At 55.9% G+C, this 25,368-nt stretch carries 23 protein-coding genes; 5 read left to right on the top strand and 18 right to left on the bottom strand.

Annotation, left to right across the window (positions count from 1 at the left end):
- Positions 1-30: 30 nt before the first annotated feature.
- Together aprB and sat are read right to left on the bottom strand one after the other, a co-directional pair.
- Positions 31-522 carry an adenylyl-sulfate reductase subunit beta gene (gene aprB / locus ACY692_RS00290; RefSeq protein WP_462323329.1) on the bottom strand — a complete coding sequence of 164 codons (492 nt, stop codon included), beginning with the start codon at positions 520-522 and terminating at the stop codon, positions 31-33.
- A 325-nt stretch (positions 523-847) separates the two neighbouring features.
- The gene (gene sat, locus ACY692_RS00285) at positions 848-2,140 is read right to left on the bottom strand and encodes a sulfate adenylyltransferase (protein WP_462323328.1); all 1,293 of its coding nucleotides are present in this window, start codon (positions 2,138-2,140) and stop codon (positions 848-850) included.
- A 556-nt stretch (positions 2,141-2,696) separates the two neighbouring features.
- On the opposite strand from sat, the gene ACY692_RS00280 reads away from it, so the two are divergent.
- The 4 genes from ACY692_RS00280 to ACY692_RS00265 all read left to right on the top strand — a co-directional run bounded on the left by ACY692_RS00280 (position 2,697) and on the right by ACY692_RS00265 (position 8,591).
- A complete protein-coding gene (locus ACY692_RS00280) occupies positions 2,697-4,343 on the top strand; it encodes a hypothetical protein (protein WP_462323327.1) in 1,647 nt (548 codons plus the stop codon).
- Positions 4,327-4,545 carry a hypothetical protein gene (locus tag ACY692_RS00275; protein ID WP_462323326.1) on the top strand — a complete coding sequence of 73 codons (219 nt, stop codon included), beginning with the start codon at positions 4,327-4,329 and terminating at the stop codon, positions 4,543-4,545. The genes ACY692_RS00280 and ACY692_RS00275 overlap by 17 nt, the downstream gene beginning before the upstream one ends.
- A gap of 116 nt (positions 4,546-4,661) precedes the next feature.
- A complete protein-coding gene (locus ACY692_RS00270) occupies positions 4,662-6,587 on the top strand; it encodes an aconitate hydratase (protein WP_462323325.1) in 1,926 nt (641 codons plus the stop codon).
- A 108-nt stretch (positions 6,588-6,695) separates the two neighbouring features.
- Positions 6,696-8,591, top strand: coding sequence for a SurA N-terminal domain-containing protein (locus tag ACY692_RS00265; RefSeq protein ID WP_462323324.1), 1,896 nt, complete (start codon positions 6,696-6,698; stop codon positions 8,589-8,591).
- 253 nt (positions 8,592-8,844) lie between these two features.
- Here the strand turns inward: ACY692_RS00265 and ACY692_RS00260 are convergent, their stop codons facing one another.
- From ACY692_RS00260 to ACY692_RS00240, 5 genes are all read right to left on the bottom strand, one after another.
- Complete coding sequence (locus ACY692_RS00260) at positions 8,845-9,336, bottom strand: metallophosphoesterase family protein (RefSeq protein WP_462323323.1); 492 nt, start codon at positions 9,334-9,336, stop codon at positions 8,845-8,847.
- 102 nt (positions 9,337-9,438) lie between these two features.
- A complete protein-coding gene (locus tag ACY692_RS00255) occupies positions 9,439-11,688 on the bottom strand; it encodes a CHASE2 domain-containing protein (RefSeq protein ID WP_462323322.1) in 2,250 nt (749 codons plus the stop codon).
- The gene (locus ACY692_RS00250; protein WP_462323321.1) at positions 11,670-12,209 is read right to left on the bottom strand and encodes a hypothetical protein; all 540 of its coding nucleotides are present in this window, start codon (positions 12,207-12,209) and stop codon (positions 11,670-11,672) included. Before ACY692_RS00250 ends, ACY692_RS00255 begins: the two co-directional genes overlap by 19 nt.
- Before the next feature lie 16 nt (positions 12,210-12,225).
- On the bottom strand, positions 12,226-12,774 hold the full coding sequence (locus ACY692_RS00245; protein ID WP_462323407.1) for an HD domain-containing protein: 549 nt from the start codon (positions 12,772-12,774) through the stop codon (positions 12,226-12,228).
- A 410-nt stretch (positions 12,775-13,184) separates the two neighbouring features.
- Complete coding sequence (locus ACY692_RS00240; protein ID WP_462323320.1) at positions 13,185-14,027, bottom strand: glycine betaine ABC transporter substrate-binding protein; 843 nt, start codon at positions 14,025-14,027, stop codon at positions 13,185-13,187.
- Positions 14,028-14,209: 182 nt separating this feature from the next.
- On the opposite strand from ACY692_RS00240, the gene ACY692_RS00235 reads away from it, so the two are divergent.
- Positions 14,210-15,112, top strand: coding sequence for a LysR family transcriptional regulator (locus ACY692_RS00235; protein WP_462323319.1), 903 nt, complete (start codon positions 14,210-14,212; stop codon positions 15,110-15,112).
- 72 nt (positions 15,113-15,184) lie between these two features.
- Here the strand turns inward: ACY692_RS00235 and proC are convergent, their stop codons facing one another.
- From proC to ACY692_RS00180, 11 genes are all read right to left on the bottom strand, one after another.
- Complete coding sequence (gene proC / locus ACY692_RS00230) at positions 15,185-15,979, bottom strand: pyrroline-5-carboxylate reductase (RefSeq protein ID WP_462323318.1); 795 nt, start codon at positions 15,977-15,979, stop codon at positions 15,185-15,187.
- Between the two features lie 3 nt (positions 15,980-15,982).
- Positions 15,983-16,402 carry a nucleoside-diphosphate kinase gene (gene ndk / locus ACY692_RS00225; RefSeq protein WP_462323317.1) on the bottom strand — a complete coding sequence of 140 codons (420 nt, stop codon included), beginning with the start codon at positions 16,400-16,402 and terminating at the stop codon, positions 15,983-15,985.
- A 102-nt stretch (positions 16,403-16,504) separates the two neighbouring features.
- Positions 16,505-17,773: a divergent polysaccharide deacetylase family protein gene (locus ACY692_RS00220; RefSeq protein WP_462323316.1), complete on the bottom strand. Its 1,269-nt coding sequence runs from the start codon at positions 17,771-17,773 to the stop codon at positions 16,505-16,507.
- A 281-nt stretch (positions 17,774-18,054) separates the two neighbouring features.
- Complete coding sequence (locus ACY692_RS00215) at positions 18,055-18,237, bottom strand: hypothetical protein (protein ID WP_462323315.1); 183 nt, start codon at positions 18,235-18,237, stop codon at positions 18,055-18,057.
- Between the two features lie 337 nt (positions 18,238-18,574).
- Complete coding sequence (locus ACY692_RS00210) at positions 18,575-19,873, bottom strand: S41 family peptidase (RefSeq protein WP_462323314.1); 1,299 nt, start codon at positions 19,871-19,873, stop codon at positions 18,575-18,577.
- 118 nt (positions 19,874-19,991) lie between these two features.
- Positions 19,992-21,038 carry a murein hydrolase activator EnvC family protein gene (locus ACY692_RS00205; protein ID WP_462323313.1) on the bottom strand — a complete coding sequence of 349 codons (1,047 nt, stop codon included), beginning with the start codon at positions 21,036-21,038 and terminating at the stop codon, positions 19,992-19,994.
- A 120-nt stretch (positions 21,039-21,158) separates the two neighbouring features.
- Positions 21,159-21,806 carry an endonuclease III domain-containing protein gene (locus ACY692_RS00200; protein ID WP_462323312.1) on the bottom strand — a complete coding sequence of 216 codons (648 nt, stop codon included), beginning with the start codon at positions 21,804-21,806 and terminating at the stop codon, positions 21,159-21,161.
- A 59-nt stretch (positions 21,807-21,865) separates the two neighbouring features.
- Positions 21,866-22,726, bottom strand: coding sequence for a 50S ribosomal protein L11 methyltransferase (locus tag ACY692_RS00195; RefSeq protein ID WP_462323311.1), 861 nt, complete (start codon positions 22,724-22,726; stop codon positions 21,866-21,868).
- A complete protein-coding gene (locus ACY692_RS00190) occupies positions 22,716-23,411 on the bottom strand; it encodes an amino acid ABC transporter permease (protein WP_462323310.1) in 696 nt (231 codons plus the stop codon). The genes ACY692_RS00195 and ACY692_RS00190 overlap by 11 nt, the downstream gene beginning before the upstream one ends.
- A 330-nt stretch (positions 23,412-23,741) precedes the next feature.
- Positions 23,742-24,443, bottom strand: a complete 702-nt coding sequence (locus tag ACY692_RS00185; RefSeq protein ID WP_462323309.1) for an amino acid ABC transporter permease — start codon at positions 24,441-24,443, stop codon at positions 23,742-23,744.
- 131 nt (positions 24,444-24,574) lie between these two features.
- A complete protein-coding gene (locus tag ACY692_RS00180) occupies positions 24,575-25,342 on the bottom strand; it encodes an ABC transporter substrate-binding protein (RefSeq protein WP_462323406.1) in 768 nt (255 codons plus the stop codon).
- Positions 25,343-25,368 lie beyond the last annotated feature (26 nt).

Here is a 25,368-nt window from a genome sequence, read left to right as displayed (position 1 = left end):
AGATAGCGCGGAATAAATGACCACCAATCACTACTTGTGTGCGGCAGAAACGTAGGTCACGGAAAGATCAGCTTCTTCGACCTCGATTTTCTGGTTCACAACTTCCTTAGGAGTTACGAGCTCGGTCTCAGTGAAGAGCAGTTCGCTTTCGATATCGCCGTCTTCGGGCTTTCCTTCGAAAGGCTTGATGGAACCTTCAGGAGTAGTGCGGATGGGGAATTTAAAACGCTTTACCTGACCATTGCGGAACTGGATGGTCCACATGATGTCTTCTGCGCTGCGCATGGGGATGGAGGTACCACCCATGGGTGCGAAGTCGGCATAAGGACGAGCAGTGATTGCGCCCTGAGGACAGATCTTTACACAAGAATAACATTCCCAGCATGCTTCGGGTTCCTGATTGTAGGCCTTCATCTCGTCAGGATCAAGAATCATCAGGTCATTGGGGCAGACGTACATGCAGGCTGTCTTTTCGCCGCCCTTACAGCCGTCACACTTTTCCGGGTTTACATAGGTTGGCATAATTTCCTCCTACTAAAGAGTTTGTTAACACATAACCACGTTGCCGCTTAGCAAGCCTTGGGTGAGTGTTTGAGACAGACTCGAAAATTTCGGCCTTCCCTTCCAATACCCTCAACTATGTTTGAAAGCGGGATTATCAAGCCGCACATAGCGTGTCAAGGAGAAAGTGAAAAAAATCGCAAGGTGTTTTCCGGGCTCATCGCCCGCCCGGACACCCCTTTTTTCACCGCACGCCACATGGTTGTACTCTGACAAGAACATGACGATGATAAGGGGAGAGACCTCACGATCTCTCCCCGTTTGTACAGCGATGCAACAAATAGGACTATTTCATGTCTGCGGCGGAAGCGGCCTTCTGCATCTTGACCTCGACCTTTTCGGTCAGGTTCTCGTAGTAATCGCGCAGGAGGACCAAGACTTCATCACGACCAAAGTGATCGGGCACTGCCGCTCCTTCAGAAAGGGCCTTGCGCAGCTTGGTACCGGAGAGGATGACACGGTCTTCCTTAGTGTGGGGGCAGGTTCTCATGGAGGCCATGCCGTCACACCTGAAGCAATAGAAGGTCCAGTCGATCTTCAGGGGCTCACACAGAAGGGCCTTGCCCGGAGCGGGGCAGGCTTCTTTGACATAGGGGATCTTGTCAAAGATTTCCTGGGCTTCGAACAGACCATAGAAGTCGCCCACGCCGGCGTGGTCACGACCGATGATCATGCGGTTGACACCGTAGTTCTGACGGAAAGTAGCGTGCAACAGCCCTTCGCGGGGACCGGCATAACGCATGTCCAAAGGATATCCGCCCTGGACGATATTTTCCTTGACAAAGTAATGATCGATCAGGGTGTCGATGCATTTGATGCGGACTTCAGCCGGGATATCGCCGGGCTTCAGGTTACCGATCAGGGAGTGGATGAAAACACCGTCACAAACTTCAATGGCGATCTTGGCCAGGAACTCGTGGGAACGGTGCATGGGGTTACGCAGCTGCAGAGCGGCAACCGTGGACCAGCCACGTTCTTCAAATGTAGCGCGGGCTTCGGCAGGGGTCATGTAGCAACCCGGGAATCTCTCGCGGTAGTCGCCTTCGGAGAGGACCTTGACCGGACCGGCAATATTCACTGGGTTCTGGGCCATGACCATCTTGACGCCGGGGTGGTCTTCAAGAGCGATCTTCATAAAATCGCCCTGAGAATCTTCACCATGGCCCTTGAAGACCTTTTCGCATTCGTACAGCTTATCGTCTTCGGTCATGTCGTACTTCTCTTCGACCTTCATGGTGGCCATCACGACATCCTTCTTGGGATCCCAGAGAGCGACCTCGTCGCCTTCCTTGAGCCCTGCGGCATCTTCAGCGGTGATATCCAGAGTGATGGGCACGGGCCAGAAGGTTCCGTCAGCCAGGGTAAAATTATCACATACGCTCTTCCAGTCGGCCTTGCCCATGAAACCGCTCAACGGGCTGAATCCGCCGATCCCCAGCATGATCAAGTCACCCTTGGCACGGGGGGAGATAGCAATACGCTTGAGGCCTTCGGCCTTTTTCTGCTCAGCAGCGAGCTCGTCGCCTTCAAGCAGGGCACAAACCAAACCTTTACCACCATGTGGTGCAACCAATGCCATTGTAGAACCTCCTTTCGATGTGGGACAATTTGTATGTCTTCAAAATCTACGCATGCACATAAAAACGTAAGAACTCTCTACAGACAAAGGGAGTCGATTTCAAGCCTTTTGTGAATTTTTTATCAAAGCAAAGACCAACCCACTGAAAATACAGTTTTTTTGTATAAGCAACCCGCTGTTTTTTGGGAAAATCAGCTTATAGCCAAGGACAAAAATACCCAAACCCTTGGCAGCATTCACACATAAGAGTTTGATATTTTTTTCTATTTTTTTCAACACCTGGACGAGCCCTCCAACCTCGTTTGACACCCTATAAAGGAATCTGACATTATTTTCACTTTCAACATATGCAAACCCGGCCGGGTCGACGGCGGGCACGCCGGCATAGGCACCCCCCCTTCCAACTCCTACGGATGCAGACCGTAGAGCGACCCAATGATCGTCTCTATCCCCCCGCCGAACACATGGGCCAGGATCCCCCAAACAAAATGGTTGAGTTTCAACCCGGTTCCTTTTATTGTTTTTTTTTGTTCCACTTTTGCCCAGGCAGCCTATAATGAATGCATCCTCCCGCCCGAAAAACATCACTCTGTCCCAAGAAATCGAAAACCTCGACGAAAAAATTGCCCACCTCGTTGGGGAACGGACCCGCCTGCTCTCCAAAGCCGCGGGGTCAAGAAAACGTAAAAAGGTCTCGGTCATCGACGCCGGACAGGAACGCCGTCTGTGGTCCGTTTGGAGCAAGACATTCGAGGCGCAGGGCCTTGATAAAGGCAACCTGCGCAAACTCTTTCTGGCGATCAACGGCCTTGCCTATGCCCAGGCCGAACAAAAAGACGGTAAGGCTGCGGGCGCCTTCTGCATGTATCCCCGAAGACAGCCCCTACAGGTTGATATCCAGGGACCGCGCGACACCCTACAGACCCGCATGGCCATAACCATGGCCGCCAATTGCACCTCCGCATTCACACTCAGCCACTTCCAGACCAGTGACGTAAACATTGAACTGATCAAGGGGCTCAACCAGGCCGGGGCGGCACTGGCCTGGGACCGCAGATCCTTCAAGAGCCAACCCAGCCCTGACTTCTCCATGGACGGCAAGGTCATTTTTTGTGGCAGCGATCTGCTCAATTTTTATATGCTTCTCTGCCAGGGATTGGTCAATCCATGCCAGATCAAGTTCACCGGTAGCTCGGCCACGAAATTTTTTGAACTCCGCCCGGTCCAAAAACTTCTCCCCCAGCTCGGGGCCCGGTTGACAATCATCGACCCCCACGCCAACGGCCTGCCCGTCCGACTCGAAGCCAGTGGGCACATACCTGAAAAAATCGAGATCCCTTGGGATATTGATTTTTCCTTCATCATCGGATTGGCCGTGAGTGCACCGCTCTTTCCCAAGGGGCTCACGCTAGTGCTCAAGAACGACGGCCTGGCGCAGGAAATCGCCGCCCACATCACTCCGGTTCTCGGACAATTCAATATCCGTGTTACGCTGAGCGCAAACGAGCTTACCATCGCCCCCCGGCAACCGGTTTGCAAAGAAACCGAGGTCCGTATCCCCATCGACAGGGCTCTGGGGAGTTATCTTTTGGCTCTTCCTTTTTTCAGGGGGGGGAGTGCCCGTCTCAAGGGAGTATGGGATGATCCCGTCAATCCCGATCTTTCCCTCGCCTCCCTCTTCTCGGAGTTTGGCATCGGGCTCAGTAAAACGGACAAAGGGATTGAATCATCCTGCGAGACAAGAACCGAAGGGGTGTATATCGATCTCACGGACAGAGAGACCCTTCTTCCCCTGGTCACGGCATTGTGCCTCGGGGTCGGAAAAAATGCGACCATCAAGTGCACGCCCTTGCCCCCAGACATCCATCATGCCGAAGACTTTCTGTCCTTTCTGGGTATCGACTACAATATACGCAAAGACCGCGTGGACATCCGCGCCAGGAACGCCATGCCCTCCCCGCCCGCTGGGGCATGGGAGAGTCCTTCTCCTCTATGGACGGTGGCTTATGTCATGGCCTCTTTCGTCGTTCCCGGGATTTGCCTGACCAATCCCGGGGAGCTCACCTCCATCTGGCCGGATTTTTGGACAACCTTCAACAATCTCCCCAAACCGCAGGATGCGCTCCGTAGCAGGCACCCCGCGCAAAAAAAGGTCACCAATGAGCACAAGCCCAAACGGATCAAAGTTGCCGAGCATCGATGAACTCGAGGCGGAGATAGCCTCCTTCGCCCAGGAAAAAGCCGAGTGCGAGGACAGGGCAAAGGAGCTTATCGCCCACGAGGACCCGGCCAACAAGATCTTCCACCATGAAGAGATTTTTTTGCTCAAGCAGGACAAACTCCGCCTGGAAACAGAAATCCTCTTCCGCAAGAACAAACTCGCCAGATTACGTTTCGAGCAATAATCACCATTGGCTCCAAACGAACCGGGGGGTGCACCCCGGTCCCATTCCGGGAGAGTCTGGCCGAACCGCCTTTTCCCCACCCGGCAACGAACATTCCCAAACCACTGGATACGTCCATGCAACGCACGCTGACGCAAAAAATCATCTCTGACCATCTTGTATCCGGGGAAATGACCCCGGGAAGCGAAATAACCCTGCGCATCGACCAAACCCTGACCCAGGACGCCACCGGAACAATGGCGTACCTCCAGTTTGAGGCCATGGGAACGCCCCGGGTCAGGACCGATCTCTCGGTCAGTTACGTCGACCACAACACCCTACAAATGGGTTTCAAAAACCCCGACGACCACCGCTTTCTCAGATCCATTGCCAAACGCTACGGCATTGTCTTTTCTCCCCCCGGGACCGGCATCTGCCATCAACTCCATCTGGAAAACTTCGCCAAGCCGGGGGCGACGCTGATCGGGTCGGACAGCCACACCCCAACGGCCGGGGGGATCGGATCTCTGGCCATGGGGGCCGGGGGGCTTTCCGTGGCCATGGCCATGGCCGGCCATCCTTATACTTTGCCGATGCCCCGGGTTTTCAAGATACACTTGACAGGCGAACTCAAGGGATTCGCCACGGCCAAGGACATCATCCTGAGTCTTCTACGGATATTGACGGTCAAGGGCGGTGTCGGAGCGGTCATGGAATACACCGGCCCGGGAGTCGCTACCCTGAGCGTTCCGGAACGGGCCACGATCACGAATATGGGCGCGGAACTCGGAGCGACCGGTTCGCTTTTCCCTCCGGACGAACAGACCCGCACGTTTTTACGGTCCATGGGCCGCGAGCATGACTTCGTTGCACGGGATGCTGATCCGGGGGCGGCTTACGACCGAGAAATCACCATTGATCTAAACGGGCTGGAACCGTTGGTGGCTGCGCCGCACATGCCGGACCAGGTCGTTCCCGTGCGCGAACTCGCCGGACTCAAGGTCGATCAAGTGGCCATAGGCTCGTGCACCAACTCCTCCTTTGCCGACCTGACCCAGGTTGCAACCATCTTCAAGGGACACACCACCTCCGAGGATACGGACGTGCTCATCGCTCCCGGATCGCGCCAGGTCCTCAAACTGCTGTTGCGTAACCAGCTGCTCGAACCGATCATCGATGCGGGAGGCAGGATCCTCGAATGCGCTTGCGGTCCCTGCATCGGCATGGGGGGATCCCCGCGCTCCGGCGGAGTGAGCGTTCGAACATTCAACCGCAACTTCGAGGGGCGCAGCGCGACCCAGGACGCCCAGGTCTATCTTGCCAGCCCGGTCACGGCCGCCTTCTGCGCCCTACATGGCGGGTTCACCGACCCATCGTCCTGGGGCGAATCCATTGTCCGCCCGGAACTCCCCAAGGACATTCCCTCCATCAAAAAGATGTTCGTCTTTCCTCCTAAAAACGGTGGGATGGTCCCCATTGAGCGGGGGCCGAATATCGTCCCCCTGGAAACATTTTCCGTCCTGCCAGAGCACGTGCAATTGCCCGTGGCCCTCAAATTGGGGGACAATATAACCACCGACCACATCCTCCCCGGAGGGGCACAGGTCACCTCCCTGCGTTCCAATGTCCCGGCCATCAGCGGATTCGTCTTTTCCGGAACAGACAAGGATTTCGTGGCCAGGGCCAAAGAGGCCGGAGAAAGCATCATTGTCGGCGGAGAAAACTATGGTCAGGGATCGAGCCGGGAACATGCGGCATTGGCCCCCCGGCATCTGGGCGTGCGGATCGTCCTGGCCAAATCTTTTGCCCGCATCCACATGGCAAACCTTGTCAATTTCGGGATCCTGCCTTTGCTTTTCTCCGACCCGACCGACTATGAGCGCATCGGTCTCGGAACAACCGTCTCGCTGGATACGGGCTCGATCCGTCCCTATGGGGAAAGCGGGATATCGCTCGACGGGACACAACCCATCATTGTAACGAACGAGTTGACCGAAAAGGACATTGCCATTATCAAAGACGGCGGTCTGCTCAATCACATCAAAAAACAGACAACCGGATGATCCAACGACGGTCCCGGCCCGCACGGGAACGTTAGGATCCAAATACATTTCCGATAGGTTGCATTCCCGCCTATCCCATTAGGCAGTATCAGACATTTTGGAGAACCAATGCTCGATATTATCCGGCAGCACTCGCAGTCATGGGGGGTCAAGCTCCTTTTCGGACTCATTGTCCTCGTCTTTGTTTTCTGGGGCGTTGGCAGCTTCCGTAACAACGGGGCCAACATCGTCGCCAGGGTCAATGAGCGGAACATAACCGTGCAAGACTTCCAACAGGAATATGAAAAGAGATTGCAAGCCTTGCGGCAGCAGCGTCCCAACCTGACCTCCGAAGACATCAAGGCCATGGAGTTCAAAAAGCAGGTTCTTGACGCCATGATCAACCAGGAACTGCTCTCCGACTTGGCCACCAAAGAAAACATTCTCGTCTCGGATGTCGAATTGAGAAACGCCATCATGCACATGCCCGTATTTCTCAACGAGGCCAAACAATTCGACAAGAATAGGTACCAGGCCCTGCTGCGGGCCAACCGCCTCGACCCCGTTCGGTTCGAGGCCGGCTTTGCCCAGGACCTCAAGATCCAAAAAGTGCGCGAATATTTTTCCATGCCCGCAGTGGTCAGCGAGGATGAGGCCAAGGACTTTTTTCTCTTTGCCCGCGAACAGGCCCGGATCGACTATATCCTCTACGACCAAAACGACTACCTCGACCAGGTCGACCCCGGGGAAGAACAGATCCGGACCTACTACGAAAACCATAAGGACGCGTTCACCGTTCCGGCAAAAATCAAGGTGGCCTATCTGCTCCTGTCTCCAGAGACCCTTGCGGATCCGGCAACCGTTTCCCAGCAAGCCATAAACGATTACTATGCGGCCCATGCCAAGGATTTCAAGCAGCCCGAACAGATCAAGGCCCGGCACATTCTGGTCAGGGTCCCTGAAGACGGGACGCCGGAAGAGGTCGCCGGAGCGAAAAATGAACTTGAAAAGATCCTCGCCAAATACCAGCAGGGGACCCCGTTTGAGGAATTAGCAACAACCTATTCCCAAGGACCGAGCAAGACCCAAGGGGGTGACCTGGGCTGGTTCCCCCAGGGCCGCATGGTCCCAGAATTTGAAGAGGCCGCCTTTGCCCTGGACAAGGGAGAAATCAGCCCACCGGTCAGGACGCCGTTCGGTTTCCATCTGATCATGGTCGAGGACCGCCGTCCCGAGGGGATCCAGTCCCTGGAAGCGGTACAGGACCAAATCGGGACCATCTTGGCCCGTGAGCAGGCTGCCGACACCATCCAGGACGCCCTGGACCAGGCCCTCGAGCTCGTCATCACGGGTGAAGATCTGGCCAAAGCCGGGGAAACCCTTGGTGTGGCCATCGGATCGACCGGTTTTTTCTCCCAAGCAGAGGGACCGAGAAAGATCGAGCTCCCCGCAGAGACAATAGCGGATCTGTTCACGCTTATGGATGGGGAGATCACCCAGGCCCCGATCCTTCTCGAGGACGGTTATCTCCTGGCCCAAAAAATCAGCGAACAGCCCGCGCATACACTCGATATCGAAGAGGTCGAGCCCAGGATTATCGCCACCCTTAAACAGGAAGGCGCCAAATCCCTTGCCCTTGAAACAGCCAAGACAGATCTCGCCAGGCTGCTCAAAGATCCCGTCGCCGGGCTCAAGGAGATTGGCTCCAGGGTCAAGACCAGCGAACCCTTCGGGAGGCAAGGATTCGTACCAGGTCTGGGGATGCAGCCGGAGCTTGTGGAAAAGAGTTTCAGCGGTCCCGAGAAAGCCTGGTACGACACCACGTTCCCCGTGAACACAGGTGCTGTCCTGGCCAAGCTCAATGAACGTATCGAGCCCGACGCAGAGGCATGGGACAAGGAGGCTTCCTATTGGAAGATGACCCTGGAAAAGGCCAGGCAACAGGAATTGTTCTCCGCCCTGATCACCTCGCTCCGGCAAAAGGGTTCGATCGAGATCATGGATTCCCGGGTTCTCGGCAACTGATCCTCCCTTCCCGGTCGGTATAAAAAAACGCAGCAGACCCCGTCTGCTGCGTTTTTTTATGGTCCACCGGCAAAAAAAGTACTCTCTGCAACTATTCCGGCAAAAAAACATGTCCGGATCATGTGCCCCGGAAGGGGGCGCCCCCGGAGGAATGTGTACCCAACCCGCCACCGGAATCGTCACGGAAGGGGCTCCGGCCGGCCCCCGCTCCAAATTCTGACAACAATTACGGCAGGACCCAGGAGATATCCATTCAGGAAATATCCACCCAGGAGATATCCATCGGTTGCATCGGCTCGATGCGGACCACCGCAAACCCGGCCTGACCGTCCCGGGGGGCCAGCAAGGAACCGGGGTTGAGAACCCGTGGTCCTCCGGGAACAGACCGCAGATCCCGCTTATGGGTGTGTCCGTAAAGAACGAGATCGTATCCAGGCCCAAAGGAATCGGCAACGGCCTTCCAAACCGCACTCCTCGGCCCCCATCCATGGGCCGCACCGATGGTGAACCCCTCCAGGGACAGCGTTCGGGTCACCGGTATGTCCTCCGCCCATCTCCCGTAATCACAATTGCCACGCACACTAAAAAAACGGGGATGCTGATGAAAAAACCCGTCCACCTCTTCTCCGACCATGTCCCCCAAATGGATGAGCACATCCGCCCTGGCCATGGAACGGGCATACAGGTCCATGAGGTTCCGATCGGGAGCATGTAGATGGGTATCCGAGACGACAACGATATGCATGTAATCCCCCCACACAATCAAGATATATATTCCGCACGTATCCAGCCCTACCCGGTGCCGAAAAAACTGGTCCGGGCAGGATGGTTACCCGGTTCGAGCCTGCTATTTGGTGGTGAAGGTATACACACCGCTCCAGTCCACGGGCGGATCTTTTAGAAGTGTGCCAAGCCGTTCACGGTAGAGCGCGAGGACGGGATCTGCCGGGTATTTCTGCTGGAGTAGGGCGAACGCCCTCTCCGACTCCGGGAATTTTCCCTGGTCATAGAGCATTCTCGCCCGTTCGTAATCCTGCAAGTACGCGATGGGACATGGCTCACCATCCGTTCTCTGTCCCATGAGTTCATAAATGGCCACGGAGTCCCCCTTTCCCTTGACCCGAACCCTGTCCAGGGAGCGGACCCAGAACGTTCCCTCCACCTGATCAAGCGTGGATTGGCTGATGATGATATGCGTCCCGTACACCTTGTTCAATCCTTCCAACCGCGACCCAAGATTCACGTTATCCCCCATGACCGTATAGTCGAACCGCTCACGCGACCCCATATTTCCAGCGACCATGAAACCGGTATTTATACCCACACCGATCTCGAGCGGGGGCGGGGGACCGGCCTCGCCCCAATCCTTGTTCTTCCACTCCTGATTGAGTTCTTCGAGACGCAGGATCATCTCGAGTGCCACCTGACAGGCCATGAGGGCGTGTTCCGGATAGTGACGGGGCGCTCCAAAAACGGCCATGACCGCATCACCGATGTATTTGTCCAACAATCCCTGCCTGTCCATGACAATGGCAGTCATCTCGGAAAGATATTCGTTGAGGAGATAGACAAGGGCCTCGGGCGAAAGTTTTTCGGAAATGGAGGTAAATCCCCTGATATCCGAAAAAAGCACGGTCAGTTCCTGCTTCGCCCCGCCCAGGCGGAGTTTGTCGGGGTCATCGACCACATCACTGACCACGTTGGGGTCAAGATATTTGCTAAAAGCCTGCCGGATCTGTCGTTTTTGCCTATCGGCAAAAATGAATCGGTACACGTTGAGACCGAGGTAAGCGAGGATGAACGTGGCCAGGGGATAGACAAGATTGAGCCAGTACAGCCGGCTGACCAAAAAATACTGGTTGAGGACCAGGTAACCGCCAAAAAAAATAGCGAACCCGAACAACGAAACCACAGGGGCCAACCGCCACAGAAAAGCAAGGCAAAGAAGGCCGAGGCCGAGTATGGCCCCCAGGTCGAAAAGAGGGGCCCAACCGGGTTTCTGGATGAAATCATCCTTGATAATGTTATCCAGGGCAGTGGCCTGGATCTCAAGTCCCGGGTAGGCCACCCCGAAAGGGGTGACCCTGAGATCGAACACCGCCGGGGCCGTCACCCCGACAAGCAGGAACCTGTTTTCAAGGACCTCTTCTTCCTCTCCCTGCAGCAGCTTCCAGGCCGGGACATGGGGGATGGTCTTTTCCGGGCCCCGGTAATTCAGTGTCACCTGTCCGGAATCATTGCATAAAACAACAAAGTCTCCAAGCTCAGCCCCAATGAGCCCCAGAGGACCTATCAAAACGGCCGGCGGTTTGGACACATCCGTGAGGCAGGCCAGAGCCGCCGCCAGGGGCTGGTACAATTGGTCCCCATACCCAATGGCCAGATTGTATCTGCGGATGGTCCCGTCGGGATCGGGCAGAATATTGAAATAGGCCTGGGAATCGGCGGCCCTGGATAAGAGACCGATATTCGTCCTCGCCTTGCGTGCCATCGGCACGGGGAGGGGCTTATCCTCCACCTCGGTGAGTACCTTTTGGACCGGATAGCTCGCCGCGGTATCCAGGGTATGCGCGATACCGGCGGCATCCTTGGCCAGGTTGAAATAATAGCCCAGAATCTGTGGGGACGTCGCATTCTGCAGGGCAAGGGCAAGCTGCAGATCCGGATTGGTGGATTCAAGCCGTTTCTTGAGATAGTCCATCAAGTCAGGAGTGGCCGTCAGCCCCAGCCTGGCCGCATTCTGGGCCAGAAGGACAATCTCCTTCTGGGCCGGGTTCTTTTCCGGATCAAAGAAACTGATATCATAGCCCACAGCGCTGGGGGCGTGCGAATCGATCGCACGGACCAACCGGGCCATGACCTCCCTGGACCAGGGCCACCGTCCGATCTTTTCCAGGCTCTCCTCGTCAACGGCCACGATAGCCACCCGCTCGCTGGTGGCTATCGCTCCCCTGGTCCGCATACGCAGGTCAAAGGCCTTGAGCTCAAGCTCCTCCAAAAAAGGAATTTGGGCCAGGTAACCCCAGGAACCGACAGTGACCACAAACAGGGTGATGGCCAGCGGCCAGATGACATCCTTCATCCATTTCGTATCCATGATCCTCCCACCAGGAATTCGCATTCGACACGGACAGGTCCCGCCCGTCCCGCCATTGGCACCTTGAGCCCCTGCAGCCCCCGAATGAACCCATCCATGAACCGTTTGAACCCACCGGTTCCCTCAATCGTCTCCACCCTGGATCCCGTCACCCTGCCGGTGACGTCAAAATCAAGGGAAACCACGGCCCTGCCTGCCCCTTGAGAGACCGCCTCCCCCCAGATGGCAGCGATTTTTCCCCGCACAGACCGCAGAAAGTCCTCCGATGCCCCGTGCCCCCCTGCAACCCTGTTCATGCCACAACCGGTACGCACGGGCATATCTTTGCGGACATCTTCTTCCCCCCTGGAAACGGCACGCCCGCGCAAGGGCCGGGTGGTCGCCTCCGTTTCCAGGGGGGCAAGGTCCAGGACGGGCGCCCTGGCTGTCTTGGGACGCAGCTGGATGAGACCGGAAAGGATGATCCCCACAAGAAGTAGATGCAGCCCCAGAGCTAGGCAGAGGGCCCCTGCACCGCGCAAGAACCATCCGGTCCGTTCAGGACTCCTGATGACCGTTGCCCCTGGACCACCATGTCTTGTCCGGTCGGTCGAACCACCAGCGGTCAATTCCGGTGCGCATGATTTCATCGGCCAATTCCCTGGCTTCACCGGTCCGCAGTCTGAGCAGAGCACTCTCCAGCCATTTGGGCGCGAACCGGTTGCCCAACTCCGCTTCTTCCTTCAGATTGAGAATGAAATCCAGCTGATCCGCATCCTGGGCAATGAGGGACTCCAGGGTTTCTGCCCCCTCGAGTTCCCGCCATTGCTCGACCATCTCCTCCTCCAGCCCGGTCCCTTCGGTGGCATGCCGGAGCGCCTTTTCCACATCGCAGGTGTTGTAGATCCGGTTGACATAGTTGAAATCACCGATCCTGGCCTCATGGATATCGTGGAACAGACACAGGCAGACAGTGTGCCCGATATCGGCCCCCATGCGTTTGGCCAGCACGTACCCGATCACCGAGGTCCGGAAGGAGTGCTCGGCTACGTTCTCCTGACCGGTCCCCAAAAATTGGTAGCCCGTCCGGGGTGTTTTCCTGAGCATTCCGGTCTCAAAAAGAAAATCGCAGATCCTTGAAAGGTTGTTATCCTGACGGCGGGATAGTTTCCCGCCCGAAGAGGCCGCCTCGCTTTTTGCCCCCTCTTCCATACCGCTGGATAGAGTTTTTTTGTCTTGGTCGAACATATGTCCATGCTAATAGGTACCGACCCATTGGGCAAGGGGTCTCTTGCGACGCACGGTCAGGCCCGTGTAACTATTCGGGTACGGTTCCAAGAATCAGAATTGCACATGGAAGAAGTGTAAGAGACGTAAGAGGGGTATGAGAGTTCAAAAATTTTGCCCTGAATAGTCACAGGTCCGTTGGCATAAAAAAAGCGGCCGATCCGGCCGCTTTTTTTAAGAATCCATCGTTTTTTACCCAAGAACGGGGGGGGGAAACCCCTTACCCATTCTTATTTTTCGTTCGTCCACGCATCCACTTGCGCGCTGTTGGCGTCCACCCATTTCCTGGCCGCTTCAGCCGGAGCGCTGTCCTGTGACCAGAGCATGACCTGCTGGCAATCATCCAGGGTCCAAGAAAAATGTTCCAATACACGATACACCCGGGGCATATCCTCTTTAAGCCCCTTGCGTACGACGGTTCCAATATACTCGGCATCCCCGTAGATATTTTTAGGATCCTCAAGATACTTCAAATCCCAACGGCTGAACATCCAGTGCGGACTCCACGCCGTGACGACCACGGGCTTGTGTTTCCGGATCCTGTCCTTGAGCGTCGCGGTCATCATGGCCCCACTGCTCCCAATAGTATCGAACATGTCCAGCCCATAGGCCTCGACCGCCTTTTCCGTCTTGTACATGATTCCCGCTCCAGGATCGATACCAACGATTTCCATACCAAATTCCTTTGCCCTGGCCGGGAGCTGCTCCATGGATTCGATATCCACATAGTCCGGAACAGCCAGCCCTATCTTGGCACCGACAAGATTCTTACCCAGATAGTCAACCTTGTCCTTGAGTCGTTTCCAGTATTCTCCTTGGGTAACGGGCAGCCAGGCCCCCGTGAACCCGTCGACATCGCCTGCAGCCGTGCCCATCCACATGGCCGCAGCACTCACTGGTATGATATCCACATCGTATCCCATGTCCTCGAGCACCGTCTTGACCACATTCGTACTGGCCACGGTCTCCGCCCATTCCACATAGGCCAGTTCGACCTTTTCCTTTGCCTGGACGGGCAGTCCTGTGGCCAGAAAGACCACTGCCATTAGAATCATACTCATCTTCTTGATCATCTTTTCTCCTTGGAATGTCATTGCTTATGGTACCCAGCCCGGCCAGCAACCGGAATATACCAGGGTAGACAGAAGGCGCGCATGGTTATATCCGGTCCAGCACACCACCAAAGGGAAAATATACTCCGATTCCGGGGCTAAAAACAAACAACATTTCATCATGCAAAGGATGACCATCTGTCATGCATATGGGTGACCTTGACATTGACCTGCTACGAACCTTCACCGCTGTCGCCGAATGCCGCAGTTTCACCCATGCGGCCAAACGGCTCGACCTGACGCAATCAGCGGTCAGTGCACAGATACGCCGCCTGGAAAACCATCTGGGTCACGAGCTTTTCGACCGGGCCAAGCGACGGATAGGACTGACCGAATCCGCTGAAACCCTGATGGATTTCGCGGTCCGCATCCTCCAACTCCATGACGAGGCCCTTGCCGAAATGGGCCGGAGCAGCGTCGCTGGAACGATCAGGCTGGGGATACCGGACGACTATGCCTCGTTCTTTCTTCCAAGGGCCCTGCAAAAATTCCGCAACCGTTTTCCCAACATCCAGCTGGAGATCTGCTGCCAACTCAGCATGGACCTCATCGCCGATTTGGGAAAACGCCGCATCGATATAGCCCTTGTCACCCACCAGCCCTGCTCTCCGGGCGGGGAGGTCGTATGCACGGAACCACTGGTGTGGGCCCAGGGTGCCCAGTCCAACATGCACGGATGCCGTCCTCTCCCTCTTGCCCTGTACCCACCGGGATTCTGCACGTTCAGGGACCAGGCCCTCAAGGCATTGCACGGGGCAGAGATCCCTTGGGAAATCGTGTGCACCAGCCGGAGCATGGCCGGGATACGGGCAGCGGTGTCCGCCGGACTGGCCATGACCGTAGCGGCCACCCACGCCCTTGGGAATGGATTGGTCGCCGTTTCTCCTGATCTGGGCCTTCCGCGTATCGGCCAGGCCCAGATCGCCCTCCATCTCGCGCCGAGCGACACAAAAGACCATGTCCAGGTCCTTGCCGATTTCCTGCGCGAGGAGATGGCGACCATCTCGACCATCCAGCCGGGCCCCGCCCCCTGCGCATCCTCTTGACTGCACAAAAAAAAACGGCCCGCGGGCCGCTTTTTTTTGTGCACCCCAATGTGCGCGGAAGGTCATCAACGGTCATCCGAGTTTTCTGCTCTTGTCATGGGACGCCTTGACCCCTTTGTACAGGGCATGTTTGACCGCACGCTTTTCAAGCTGGTTCAGTCCGGCAATGGTCGTTCCTCCGGGGGAGGTGACCATCTCCTTGAGCTGGGTAATATGCATTCCAGCCGTTTCGGCCATCTTTGACGATCCGCTGAACAATCCCTTGACCATTTCCGTGGCCTCATACCGTCCAAGGCCAAGGGTCACGCCGGCATCGACCAGTCCCTCCATGGCGTAAAAGAGGTATGCGGGGCCCGAGCCGATCAACCCGGTGAACGCGTCGAAAAGGCGTTCCTCAAGCACATGGGTAGAGCCCATGTGTCCGAGGAATCTGGTCACGAACTCCTTGTTCGCATCTGTCAGACGATCGTCATCAAGGCACAGGGCAAAGACCCCCTTGCCCACGAGGGCAGGGGTATTCGGCATAACCCTGACCACAGGGCAGACAGCTTTGCTCAATTCCTTGAGCCTGTCCACGGTCACTCCGGCCGCGATGGACACGAGGCAGGTATCCGGCTCGAGATACTCCTGGATATCGGCCAGGACAACGGGGACGAGGTGGGGTTTGACGGCGAGCAGGATATACGTCGACCGCTCACACAGATCCCGCAAGTCCTCGCAGGGGCAGAGTCCGCAGGACTTTTCAAATGATTCAAGGCGTTCCCTGGAGGGATCAAAGCCGTACAGGGACACATCCGGAAGATCCTTGGCCCCCAGGGCCATGGCCCCACCCATATTGCCGGTTCCTATGATCCCGAGATGTTCCATATATTATCCCACGATCTCGAGCTGGCTGAAAAAGTAGGGGATTTCCTGGGCGGCGGTCTCTGGGGCATCAGAACCATGGCAGGAATTCTTTTCGATATCCAGGGCAAAGGTCTTGCGGATGGTTCCTTCGGCGGCCTCAGCCGGGTTGGTCGCACCCATGACACCGCGGTACGTGGCGATGGCGTCTTCCCCTTCGAGCACGGAGACCACGCAGGGACCGGAACACATATAGGATACCAGGCTATCGAAAAAGGGGCGTTCCTTGTGCACGGCATAGAACCCTTCGGCCTGTTCCTTGGTCATGTGGATCATCTTCATGGCCACGATCTTGAGTCCGGCCTCCTGGATCATTTGTAGGATAGCCCCCTGCAGGCCACGTTCAACCGCATCGGGTTTTACGATGGAAAAAGTGCGTTCTATCATCACGGTCCTCCTGAAAGACAATTTTGATGGTGGAATAAAAAGAAAAGGGTACCTTTGGCTCTGTAAAAGTGCAAGTCCTGGCTGCACCCATGGCCCGCAATCCTAGAGCAGGTCCTTGAGGCGTACCATGCGTACTGCCGGATCGCGCATGCGTTGCCATGCCGACAATGCCTCGAGGGTCTCGGGGTAGGGATGTCCGATGGCCACGCAGGTCCCTGTTCTCCCGGCCAGGGACTGGGCCTTGCGGAGCTGGAACAAAATGGCCTTTTCGTCCCGGACATTGTCCAGGAAGACATTCCGGCGTAGATACGGAACCCGGCACTTTGAACTCAGCTCGGCCGCACAGCTCTTGGGGGTGGTCAAGCTATCGAGAAAAAAGAGGTTGCGGTCATGGAATACCGACAGGACCGCATCCATCCCATCGGGATCCTGTGTGAACCGGGAGCCCATGTGGTTGTTCGCCCCCGTGACCCCGGGAACCTGGGCCAGGTCCCCCGTGACGGTCCGTGTTATTTCTTCACGGCCCATGTTCACGAACAATGCTCCCGGGCCCGGATCGGTTTCGGGATAGCTTTCGGGTTGCATGGGCAGATGGAGTATGACTTCCCGGCCGGCCCTGCGGGCGATATCGGCCAGTCGTCTGGAGTGGGGTTCGTGGGGCATGACGGAAAAAGTGACCGGAAAGGTCAAACCGGCCAGTCTCTTGCCGGCCGTTTCAGACCGTCCAAGATCATCGACCACGATAACCATCCGTGATCCCCCTTTGTCCGGAACATTCTCTACGGGGACCGGTCGATCATCCCGCCCGGCAAACACGATGTCGTGGGTCTTCGTCCCTGCAATGGTTACGGAAACGACATGGTCGATCTGGTCGTAGCGCAACCGTCCCCCCCCGACCAGGGTGTCGATATTCTGTTTGAGATCCAGGACAAATGCATCCGTATCCTTGGGGGAAGCGAGTTCCAGGCGCTGGAAATGGTATTCATGACCGTTGTGGGCCCGGATCTCGACTCTGCCGTGCTCGATCCCCGAGGGGTCATACCCCATGAGAACCAGGGTTTGGATAATCGCCAGATCGACTTCCTTGATCCGCGTCTCCAGGGATACATCCGCTTCCTCGTACTGACGCCCGGCAGGGATCTGCTTTTCCGGCACGGTTTTATGGACGGTATGGCGGACTCTTTTCCCGGGAGAAATGGAGGGTGCGTCGGTACCGGTGTCCGGCAGGTGGACGGCCACAAAAGCGGCAAGCACGGTCAATGCCCCCACGATGACCCACAAGGTAACGTGGTAGCGCAAAAACCAGTGGCGCAGGGATCCGGTGTTCTTTTTTCGGGAAGTTTTCTTGCGTGAAGTTTTCTTGGTACCCATGGCAAAATAACGAGCGAACAGGTTTGCGGTTGGACAAAAACGAGGAAATATTCCCATTGGTCAATAACCATTCAGGTACATTTTCCAAGAATCAGATTTGTAACTATTAGAAATTGTAGAAAATTGGGACACCAGAACCACGTTGGGACACGAAGTTTTCAAAATGGATTCTGGACGTACTTTCAAGGCAACCAAACCGCAGGGGCATTCCCTGCGGATCGTCGCTTGGATCAGGGGTTCGATACCAACCCAACATTCCAAAATGGTTTGGGTTTTACTGTTCAGCCACCAATGGCACGGTCCTGTTTTGTCCCTTCCGTGAACGCCGGGCGACCGCCCGGCAATGCGTGCACGAACCGGCAGGAAACAGGGAGAATGGTAGCATCGGACCCAACGATGACGATATCCCCCGAGGCATTGTCCGAAAGGCGGAGCAGACGCTCGGCCTTCCCAGAAAAAGACACGACCCCATGGCGAGTTATCGTCCTGAATAGTTACAGAAATCTAAGAAATTGTAGAGATTGTAGAAAGGTAAGGGGGGTAGGAGATTGTACGCGGCTACCATATACGTCTCCCATTTCTTAATGTTCTGTAATCCTCCAATTTCCCAACGTTATCGGCACGGAAATCTGACGGCAGATTGTACCATCGTGTAATAGTACAATGTGACCCGAATAGTTACCTTGGCCGAGAGGTGATCCAAAAAAGCGTAACAAAACGGGATGTTCTTAAAAAAACCGGAGACCGTCAGGAACACGGTCTCCGGCAAGGATCGCTCATTTTTCTATTGTGGACAGCGGATCAGTGGATTTGACTGATGCGGGGAAGCTTTTTGACGAATTCCAGGGCCATGCGCAGCTGGTTGTCCCGCGAAAGCATCTCCTCGGCCTTGCGTTTGTCTTCCTTCTCCTGAACCGTCACCTCGCCCTTACCCGGTCCGGTCTCGCCGTTGGGATTTTCAAGGTGTCTGGAAAAGTCCTTTTCCCTGAACTCGAGAAAGGTCTGTTCCTCTTCTTCAGCCGTAGGGGGGACAAAGGGATACGTGATGTCCGGAGCGATGCCCTCCGCCTGGATCGAACGCCCGTTCGGTGTATAGTACAGGGCGATGGTCAATTTGATCCCCGACCCGTCGGCAAGGGGGATGATCGTCTGTACCGACCCCTTTCCAAAAGATTTTTCGCCCAAAAGGAGGGCCCTTTTCTGGTCCTGGAGGGCACCGGCGACAATCTCAGAGGCGGATGCCGACCCCGAATTGATGAGCACGACCATGGGACAGTTGACGTCCGAGGCCTGGCTGTGGGCGTTGAAGTCGCGGCGGGAGCTCTCGTCTCTTCCCTGGGTGTATACGATGAGTCCCCGGGACAAGAAGGTATCGGCCACGTCCACGGCCTGGCTCAAAATACCACCGGGATTGGACCGTAGATCAAGGACGATCCCCTTGAGATCATGATCCTTGGAGTACCCATTGATGGCCTTGCGCATATCAAATACGGTGTTGGCCTTGAAATCGGTAAGACGGAGATAGAGGTACCCCGGATCGAGTTCCTGGCTCTTGACACTTTTGGCCGGAATGATCCCCCGTATAATCTCCACCTTTTCCGGTTTTGAGCTGTCCTTGTGCAGAATGGTCAGGGTGACCGGAGTCCCCTTGGGTCCGCGGATCCGGTTGACCGCCTCCATCAGGGTGATGTCCAGAGCGGATTCCCCGTCGATTTCAAAAATGATGTCGCCCGCCTTGAGTCCCGCCTTGAAGGCCGGGGTATCCTCGATGGGAGCGATCACGGTGAGCCTTTTTTCCTTGATCCCGATCTGGATGCCGATCCCACCAAATTTGCCGGAAAGATCCTCCTGGGTGACCTCGAAATCCTCTTTGCTCATAAAGGTGGAATGGGGATCGAGTTCCTGGAGCATCCCCTCGATGGCCCCGCTTATGAGCTCGTCTCTATCGATCTTTTGGACATAGTTCTCTTCGACCATGTCCAGAACCTGGCTGAAACGTTTCAGCGATGAATAGGGGTCGCCCTTGGCCAGGCCGGACCCCGAGGTCACAAGCAACGTTCCCAACAGGAGGGCCGTGCCCACCATATGACTCAACCGCATGAGTTCCTCCGAAATTTTTATTTCCATGCACGACCCGACGTGGGGGTATTCATATCTGAAAAGCGGGGTCGCCGACACGAACATTGTGCCCACTCCCCTTGCATCCGCCAGTGTACCCTCATGCAGGCTCTAACCATTGTAAAGGGTTAATTGCTTTTTGGCGAAAACGCAATTCAAAATAGAGACCGGTTCCCTTGACAAAGGGATAAAATCCGCACTCGCCGATGGCCTCTCCCTTTTCGACCTTTTGACCGACATGGACTCCGGACTGGGCAAGAAAGGCGTACAACGAATAGTAATCCTTGCCGTGAAAAATGATCACCACCCGGCCAAATCCGCGGAGTTGGTCGTCGTAGACCACCTTGCCCCAGGATACCGCACGCACGGGATGGCCCGCCGGCAGGACCATGCTTATCCCCCGATGGGGAGGCTTCGCCCGGGGCCGGAATCCCTTGACCACCCGTCCATGAGCCGGCCAGGGAATGTACCCCTTGAGCCGAGAAAAGGACCGGGTGTCCATAACCTCCAAACGGTACTTCAGTTCCTTGATCGTTCCTGCGATCCGGGCAAGTTGCTCCTTGATATCGAGTTCCTGGGAACGGATTTTCTGGACATCACCAAGAAAGATCAGTCTCTGCTCAAGGAGCTCTTCCCGGTCCGTTTTGAGCTCTTGGAGCTTGTCCCTGCGGGCTTTCTTGGCGGTCTCGAGGGTACCAAGGGTCTTGAGGGTTGCCTCTTCGGCCTCCTGGAGCTCCAGGAGCTTTTCCCCGGTCTGGGCATAAAGATAAGAAAGCCAGGTCGATTCGCGTTCAGCACGGGCCCATGAGCCATCCAGGGCAAAATGTTTGGAGGTCTGTTTGGTGATAAACGCCGGCCACAATGTACGTAAAAGGGACGCTGCCTCCCGGTGTATCGTTTTTTTCTTGGCGAGGGACCGCAGGTACTCGCCCTTGACGGTTTTCTGGCGTTTGCCCAGGTCTGCAAGATCCTGTTCGTTCGCCCTCAGCCGTGTTTCCATTTTTCTGACCCGGTCCTCGATACCGGCCAGATCCTTGAACAGTTTACGTTCCTTGGTGGACAGGACGGTCAGCGCCTCGCGTTTGGCCCTGGACCTATCCCTCTCTTGGGCGATATTTTTCTGGATGGATGAGACCGAGGCACACATTCCGGGCCCCCCCCCCGGGGGGACCACCGCCATTGCAACCATGGCCATCAAAAAAAGGCACAACCACGGGTTCCCCCCCTTTTTTGAGCCTGCCATTTCCGGTCCTCTATCACTCATCCGTTAAATAACACCGTGCAGGGGACAGGTACCGCACAGCCCCTTCTTTTTCTTGCACCACGTCCCCCCCACCCTGACGAGCAGTGCATGGAACTCGTTGTACAACGCAAGGTCGGGCTCGAGTACGTCCATAAAGAAATCCCTCAGCTCGTCATAGCTGATCTCTTCGGGTATCAGGCCGTGGCGGCTGCAAATTCTGGCCGTGTAGGCATCTACTACAAAACTCGGCTTTTCCAGACCATAGAGAAGGATGGAATCGGCCGTTTCAGGACCTATCCCGTTGACTCCGAGCAGAGCGGGACGGAGCCGGTCCAGCTCCCGGGACCGGAGTTTGTCCATGTTGAACCGGCATGAGGAGCGCAGAAAGCAGAGAAAATGGCGCAGCCGCTTGGCCTTGAGACGGAAATACCCTGCCGGTCGGATCAATTCCGCCAATTCCTCCTCGGAAAGGGCATAAAGATCCTTGGCGCTCATGCACCCGGCGTTTTTAATATTCCGTATCGCCTTGGCCACGTTGCCCCAGTTCGTATTCTGGGTCAGGATAGCCCCGACGCAGACCTCGAAAGAGGTCTCACCGGGCCACCAATGGCTGGGGCCAAGTTCGTCCAGCATGGCCGCATACATTTTCAACAAGAGGATTTTGCGTCGCATGTGCTCGGGATGGAGGGTGCGGGTTTGGGCAATAGTTGGCAGGAAGGATACGGAAAAAATCAGGAAAAGACCAGACAGCCCCACTCACCTGCGAGCATGGCCTGCGGCGTGGGCAATCCCTGGTCGACATACGCCCTGGCCACCCTGTCGACCTGTGAGTCGAGCAGACCGGAAAGGATGAGAACCCCGCCGGGGTTGATACGCCGCGCAATCTCGGGCGCGAGAAATATGAGCGGACGTGCCAGGATGTTGGCTACAACCAGATCGAAACAAACCCCGGGCCGCAGAACATCGATGGGCCCGACAAACGCGTCGAATCCGTGGTCCACGGCATTTAGTTCCTTGTTTTCCCGAATATTTTCCAGGGTAAGGGGATCGAGATCAAATCCGACCCCCGACAGTCCCAGCTTGGCGCACACAAGCCCCAATATGCCCGAACCGGTCCCGACATCCAGAAAACGTTGACCAGGACGGACCGTGTTCTTCTTGACCAGGCCGACAACCGCTTCCAGGCAGAGGCTGGTCGTGGCATGATGACCGGTTCCAAAGGCCATCTGCGGATTGATGACTATCGATTCCGCCCCGCCTGCATCCTCTCCGGCCCAGGGAGGATGGATGACAAACCGGTCGGCGATATGGATGGGGGTAAAGAACCGCTTCCACGCGCTCGCCCATTCCTGGTTCTGCATGGCCCCGGTCACCGGCTGGATCGAAGGCCACCGGGCCAGGAGGGAGGAAAGCATATGGTCCGCAGCCACGGGGCTTTCAAGATAGACAACGACCGTCTTGCGCTCCGGGGAATCCGCCCCGGCCTCCTGCCAGCCATGGGGGCAGCAGGTCGCCAGGAAGGGTTCGACCTCGGGGGCGAGGTCCACGCCCAGGGTGAAGGCCACGATATGCAGTCGACTATCAGTTTCCACGGGCCTGATACTTGGCTAGTTGACGTTCAAGACGCCTGCTCGTTGCCGTGAGCACGTAACAGATAATGAAATACAGGATCGCGATGGTGATAAAAATTTCCGTGGGCGCTATGAGCGTACGATTGTTCACCTGGGTTGCCGTTCGGGTCAGTTCGTTGACCCCGATGATATAGGCCAGCGAGGTGTCCTTGGTCAGGCTGACGAACTGGTTGACGAATGAAGGGATCATGTTCCGCAGCGCCTGGGGCAAAATGATGTGGACCATGGTCTGGAAATGGGAAAGACCGGTCCCGCGGGCGGCTTCCGTCTGGCCCTTGGGCAGCGCGAGCACCCCGGCCCGAACGATCTCGGCGATATAGGCGCCGGTAAATACGATGAACGCGATCAGAGCGCTGGTGGCCTCGGGAAGGGTGTGCCCGAGAACGATGGGGGCCAGAAAATAGAACCAAAAGATGACCATAAGCAGCGGCGTCCCGCGGACGATCTCGATATAGACAACGGCCGGCCACTTGATCCATTTTTTCTTGGAAAGACGCATGAGACCGAACAAAAGCCCCAGCCAGAAGGCCCCGAAAATACCACCAAGAGCCAAGAGGATGGACATGGCCAAGCCGCCCAGGGGGCCATCGGGATAGGCTCCAATAAGAAAATAATCGAAATTCTTCCAGACAATGTCCCAGTGCAAGGCTGTTTCCTTTTTAATTTTGAAATGTTGGAACCGTAGAAATTGTCTAACGCTACGATAAGTAAAAGATTTTAAAATTTATGGGTACTTGCACTTGGGGCCAATGCCCAAAATGGGGAATGCAAGCAACGTCTGAACGCCAAGCCCCGGATACACTTGCCCGATCCACACCCTGGAATCACGCAACGCTCTCATGCGGCCAAGCGGCAGTTTTACCTTCAATCGGTTGTAGAATTTTCTTGTTTTTTGGGCAGACTTCCACACGTAGGGCACTAAAAATCCCTAACGCTCTAAAATCTCTTAAACTCCTAAATTTTCTACCATCCGACATTAATACTCGATGGTCCGCAAAAAGTGTTTTTCGTACACGTTCATACTCAGGGAAACCACCAATGAGATCATGATATACAGACAGGTCGAAATGGTGAAGGCCTCGAACCCATGGAAGGTATAGGATTCGATCTGCCGGGCCATATAGGTCAGCTCGGCCACCCCGATGGTCATGACCAGGGACGAGTTCTTGATGATGTTCAGACACTGGGAAATGAGCGGAGGAACGATGATCCTGAAAGCCTGGGGCAATACGACGTAGCCCATGGCCTGCAGGAAACTGAGACCTGCGGCCCTCGAGGCCTCCAGCTGGGTCTTGGGGATGGAAAAGATGCCGGAACGGATCTCTTCGGCCACGAAGGCCGAGGAGTACACGGTAAGGGAGACGACCCCGGCCATGAATTCGAAATCCTGGGCATAGAGCCACTGATTGACCGATGTGGGCAGCACGGCTTCCGACCCGAAATACCAGAAAAAAATCTGGACCAGAAGCGGAGTGTTCCTGAAAAATTCCGTATAGGCCAGGCTGATCCATTCCAGGAGCTTGATCCTGGAAAGACGGAACACTGCGATGATCGTACCCAAAAGGATGGCCAGAATAATGGAGACGACAGAGATCTCAAGGGTCATGATGAAACCTTCCTTGAGCCACTGGGCGTACTCCCCGCTCATGACAAGATGCCAGTCGAATTGGTAGTTCAACGTTTCGCTCGTTTAGCTTCGTAGTGGTGGAGGTGGAGACCACGGCCCCGGGCACCCGTCTGATCAACGATCAAAACAGTACCCGGGGCCGTGAAAAAAATGGTCAGAATCACGACCATGTACCGGTCAGACTAATACGGCCAGATTTCCATCTTCCAATTCAACGGGAGGTAGTACTTGGAATCGGGGCCGAACCACTTTTTGTAGATGTTCAGGTATTCCCCGGAGTTCCACAGATCGACCAGGGTTCTGTTGACCAGGTCGCGGAAATCGGAATCGTTCTCGGGAAGTCCCAGGCCATAGGGCTCGGCAGATATGAAATCACCGGCGATGACATAGTCATCAGGATTGGGAGCGCTGTTCTTGAGGCCGAGGAGAATGGTGGAGTCGGTGGTCACGGCTGCGACCTTGCCCTGACGCAGGGCCAGGAAGGCCTGGGGGTACCCTTCAAAGGAGAGAACCCTGCAGTCGGGCTGGGCTTCCTTGATGTTCTTTTCAGAGGTCGACCCCTTGGCCGTGCCGACCTTCTTGCCCGCCAGATCGGCAACACTCTTGATACCGCTGTCTTTCTTGACGAGGATCTTCTGACCATCCATGAAATAGGTGATGGAAAAGTCGATGCTGTCATCACGGGCGAACTTGTGGGTCATGGTCGCGGCAGCGACATCGACGGAGCCCTGGGTCAGCATGGGAATACGGGTTGCAGAAGTTACGGGTTTGAGCTTGAGATCAACGCCGAGTTTCTTGGCAATGGCCCGACAGATATCGACATCAAAGCCGACCAGCTGGTTGGTGTCCCCGTCCACGAACCCAAAAGGAACGACCGCGTCCTTGACTCCGGCAATGAGTGTTCCGCGCTCCTTGATCTTGTCGATGTTTCCGGCGTTGGCGCTGGCCATAAAGACGCCGAGAACAAGCACGAGGG

This window comes from Desulfoplanes sp. (assembly GCF_054921335.1).
This window is presented reverse-complemented; position numbering and strand designations above follow the sequence as displayed.

Excerpts from the sequence above, each read along its gene's own strand:
- ACY692_RS00235 (WP_462323319.1), top strand. The coding sequence starts at position 14,210 with ATGCATATGGGTGACCTTGACATTGACCTGCTACGAACCTTCACCGCT.
- ACY692_RS00280 (WP_462323327.1), top strand. The coding sequence starts at position 2,697 with ATGAATGCATCCTCCCGCCCGAAAAACATCACTCTGTCCCAAGAAATC.
- sat (WP_462323328.1), bottom strand. The coding sequence starts at position 2,140 with ATGGCATTGGTTGCACCACATGGTGGTAAAGGTTTGGTTTGTGCCCTG.
- aprB (WP_462323329.1), bottom strand. The coding sequence starts at position 522 with ATGCCAACCTATGTAAACCCGGAAAAGTGTGACGGCTGTAAGGGCGGC.
- ACY692_RS00270 (WP_462323325.1), top strand. The coding sequence starts at position 4,662 with ATGCAACGCACGCTGACGCAAAAAATCATCTCTGACCATCTTGTATCC.
- ACY692_RS00220 (WP_462323316.1), bottom strand. The coding sequence starts at position 17,773 with ATGGGTACCAAGAAAACTTCACGCAAGAAAACTTCCCGAAAAAAGAAC.
- ACY692_RS00260 (WP_462323323.1), bottom strand. The coding sequence starts at position 9,336 with ATGCATATCGTTGTCGTCTCGGATACCCATCTACATGCTCCCGATCGG.
- ACY692_RS00255 (WP_462323322.1), bottom strand. The coding sequence starts at position 11,688 with ATGGATACGAAATGGATGAAGGATGTCATCTGGCCGCTGGCCATCACC.
- ndk (WP_462323317.1), bottom strand. The coding sequence starts at position 16,402 with ATGATAGAACGCACTTTTTCCATCGTAAAACCCGATGCGGTTGAACGT.
- ACY692_RS00205 (WP_462323313.1), bottom strand. The coding sequence starts at position 21,038 with ATGTGTGCCTCGGTCTCATCCATCCAGAAAAATATCGCCCAAGAGAGG.
- ACY692_RS00265 (WP_462323324.1), top strand. The coding sequence starts at position 6,696 with ATGCTCGATATTATCCGGCAGCACTCGCAGTCATGGGGGGTCAAGCTC.
- ACY692_RS00180 (WP_462323406.1), bottom strand. The coding sequence starts at position 25,342 with ATGGCCAGCGCCAACGCCGGAAACATCGACAAGATCAAGGAGCGCGGA.
- ACY692_RS00240 (WP_462323320.1), bottom strand. The coding sequence starts at position 14,027 with ATGATCAAGAAGATGAGTATGATTCTAATGGCAGTGGTCTTTCTGGCC.
- ACY692_RS00245 (WP_462323407.1), bottom strand. The coding sequence starts at position 12,774 with ATGCTCAGGAAAACACCCCGGACGGGCTACCAATTTTTGGGGACCGGT.
- ACY692_RS00210 (WP_462323314.1), bottom strand. The coding sequence starts at position 19,873 with ATGCGGTTGAGTCATATGGTGGGCACGGCCCTCCTGTTGGGAACGTTG.
- ACY692_RS00200 (WP_462323312.1), bottom strand. The coding sequence starts at position 21,806 with ATGCGACGCAAAATCCTCTTGTTGAAAATGTATGCGGCCATGCTGGAC.
- proC (WP_462323318.1), bottom strand. The coding sequence starts at position 15,979 with ATGGAACATCTCGGGATCATAGGAACCGGCAATATGGGTGGGGCCATG.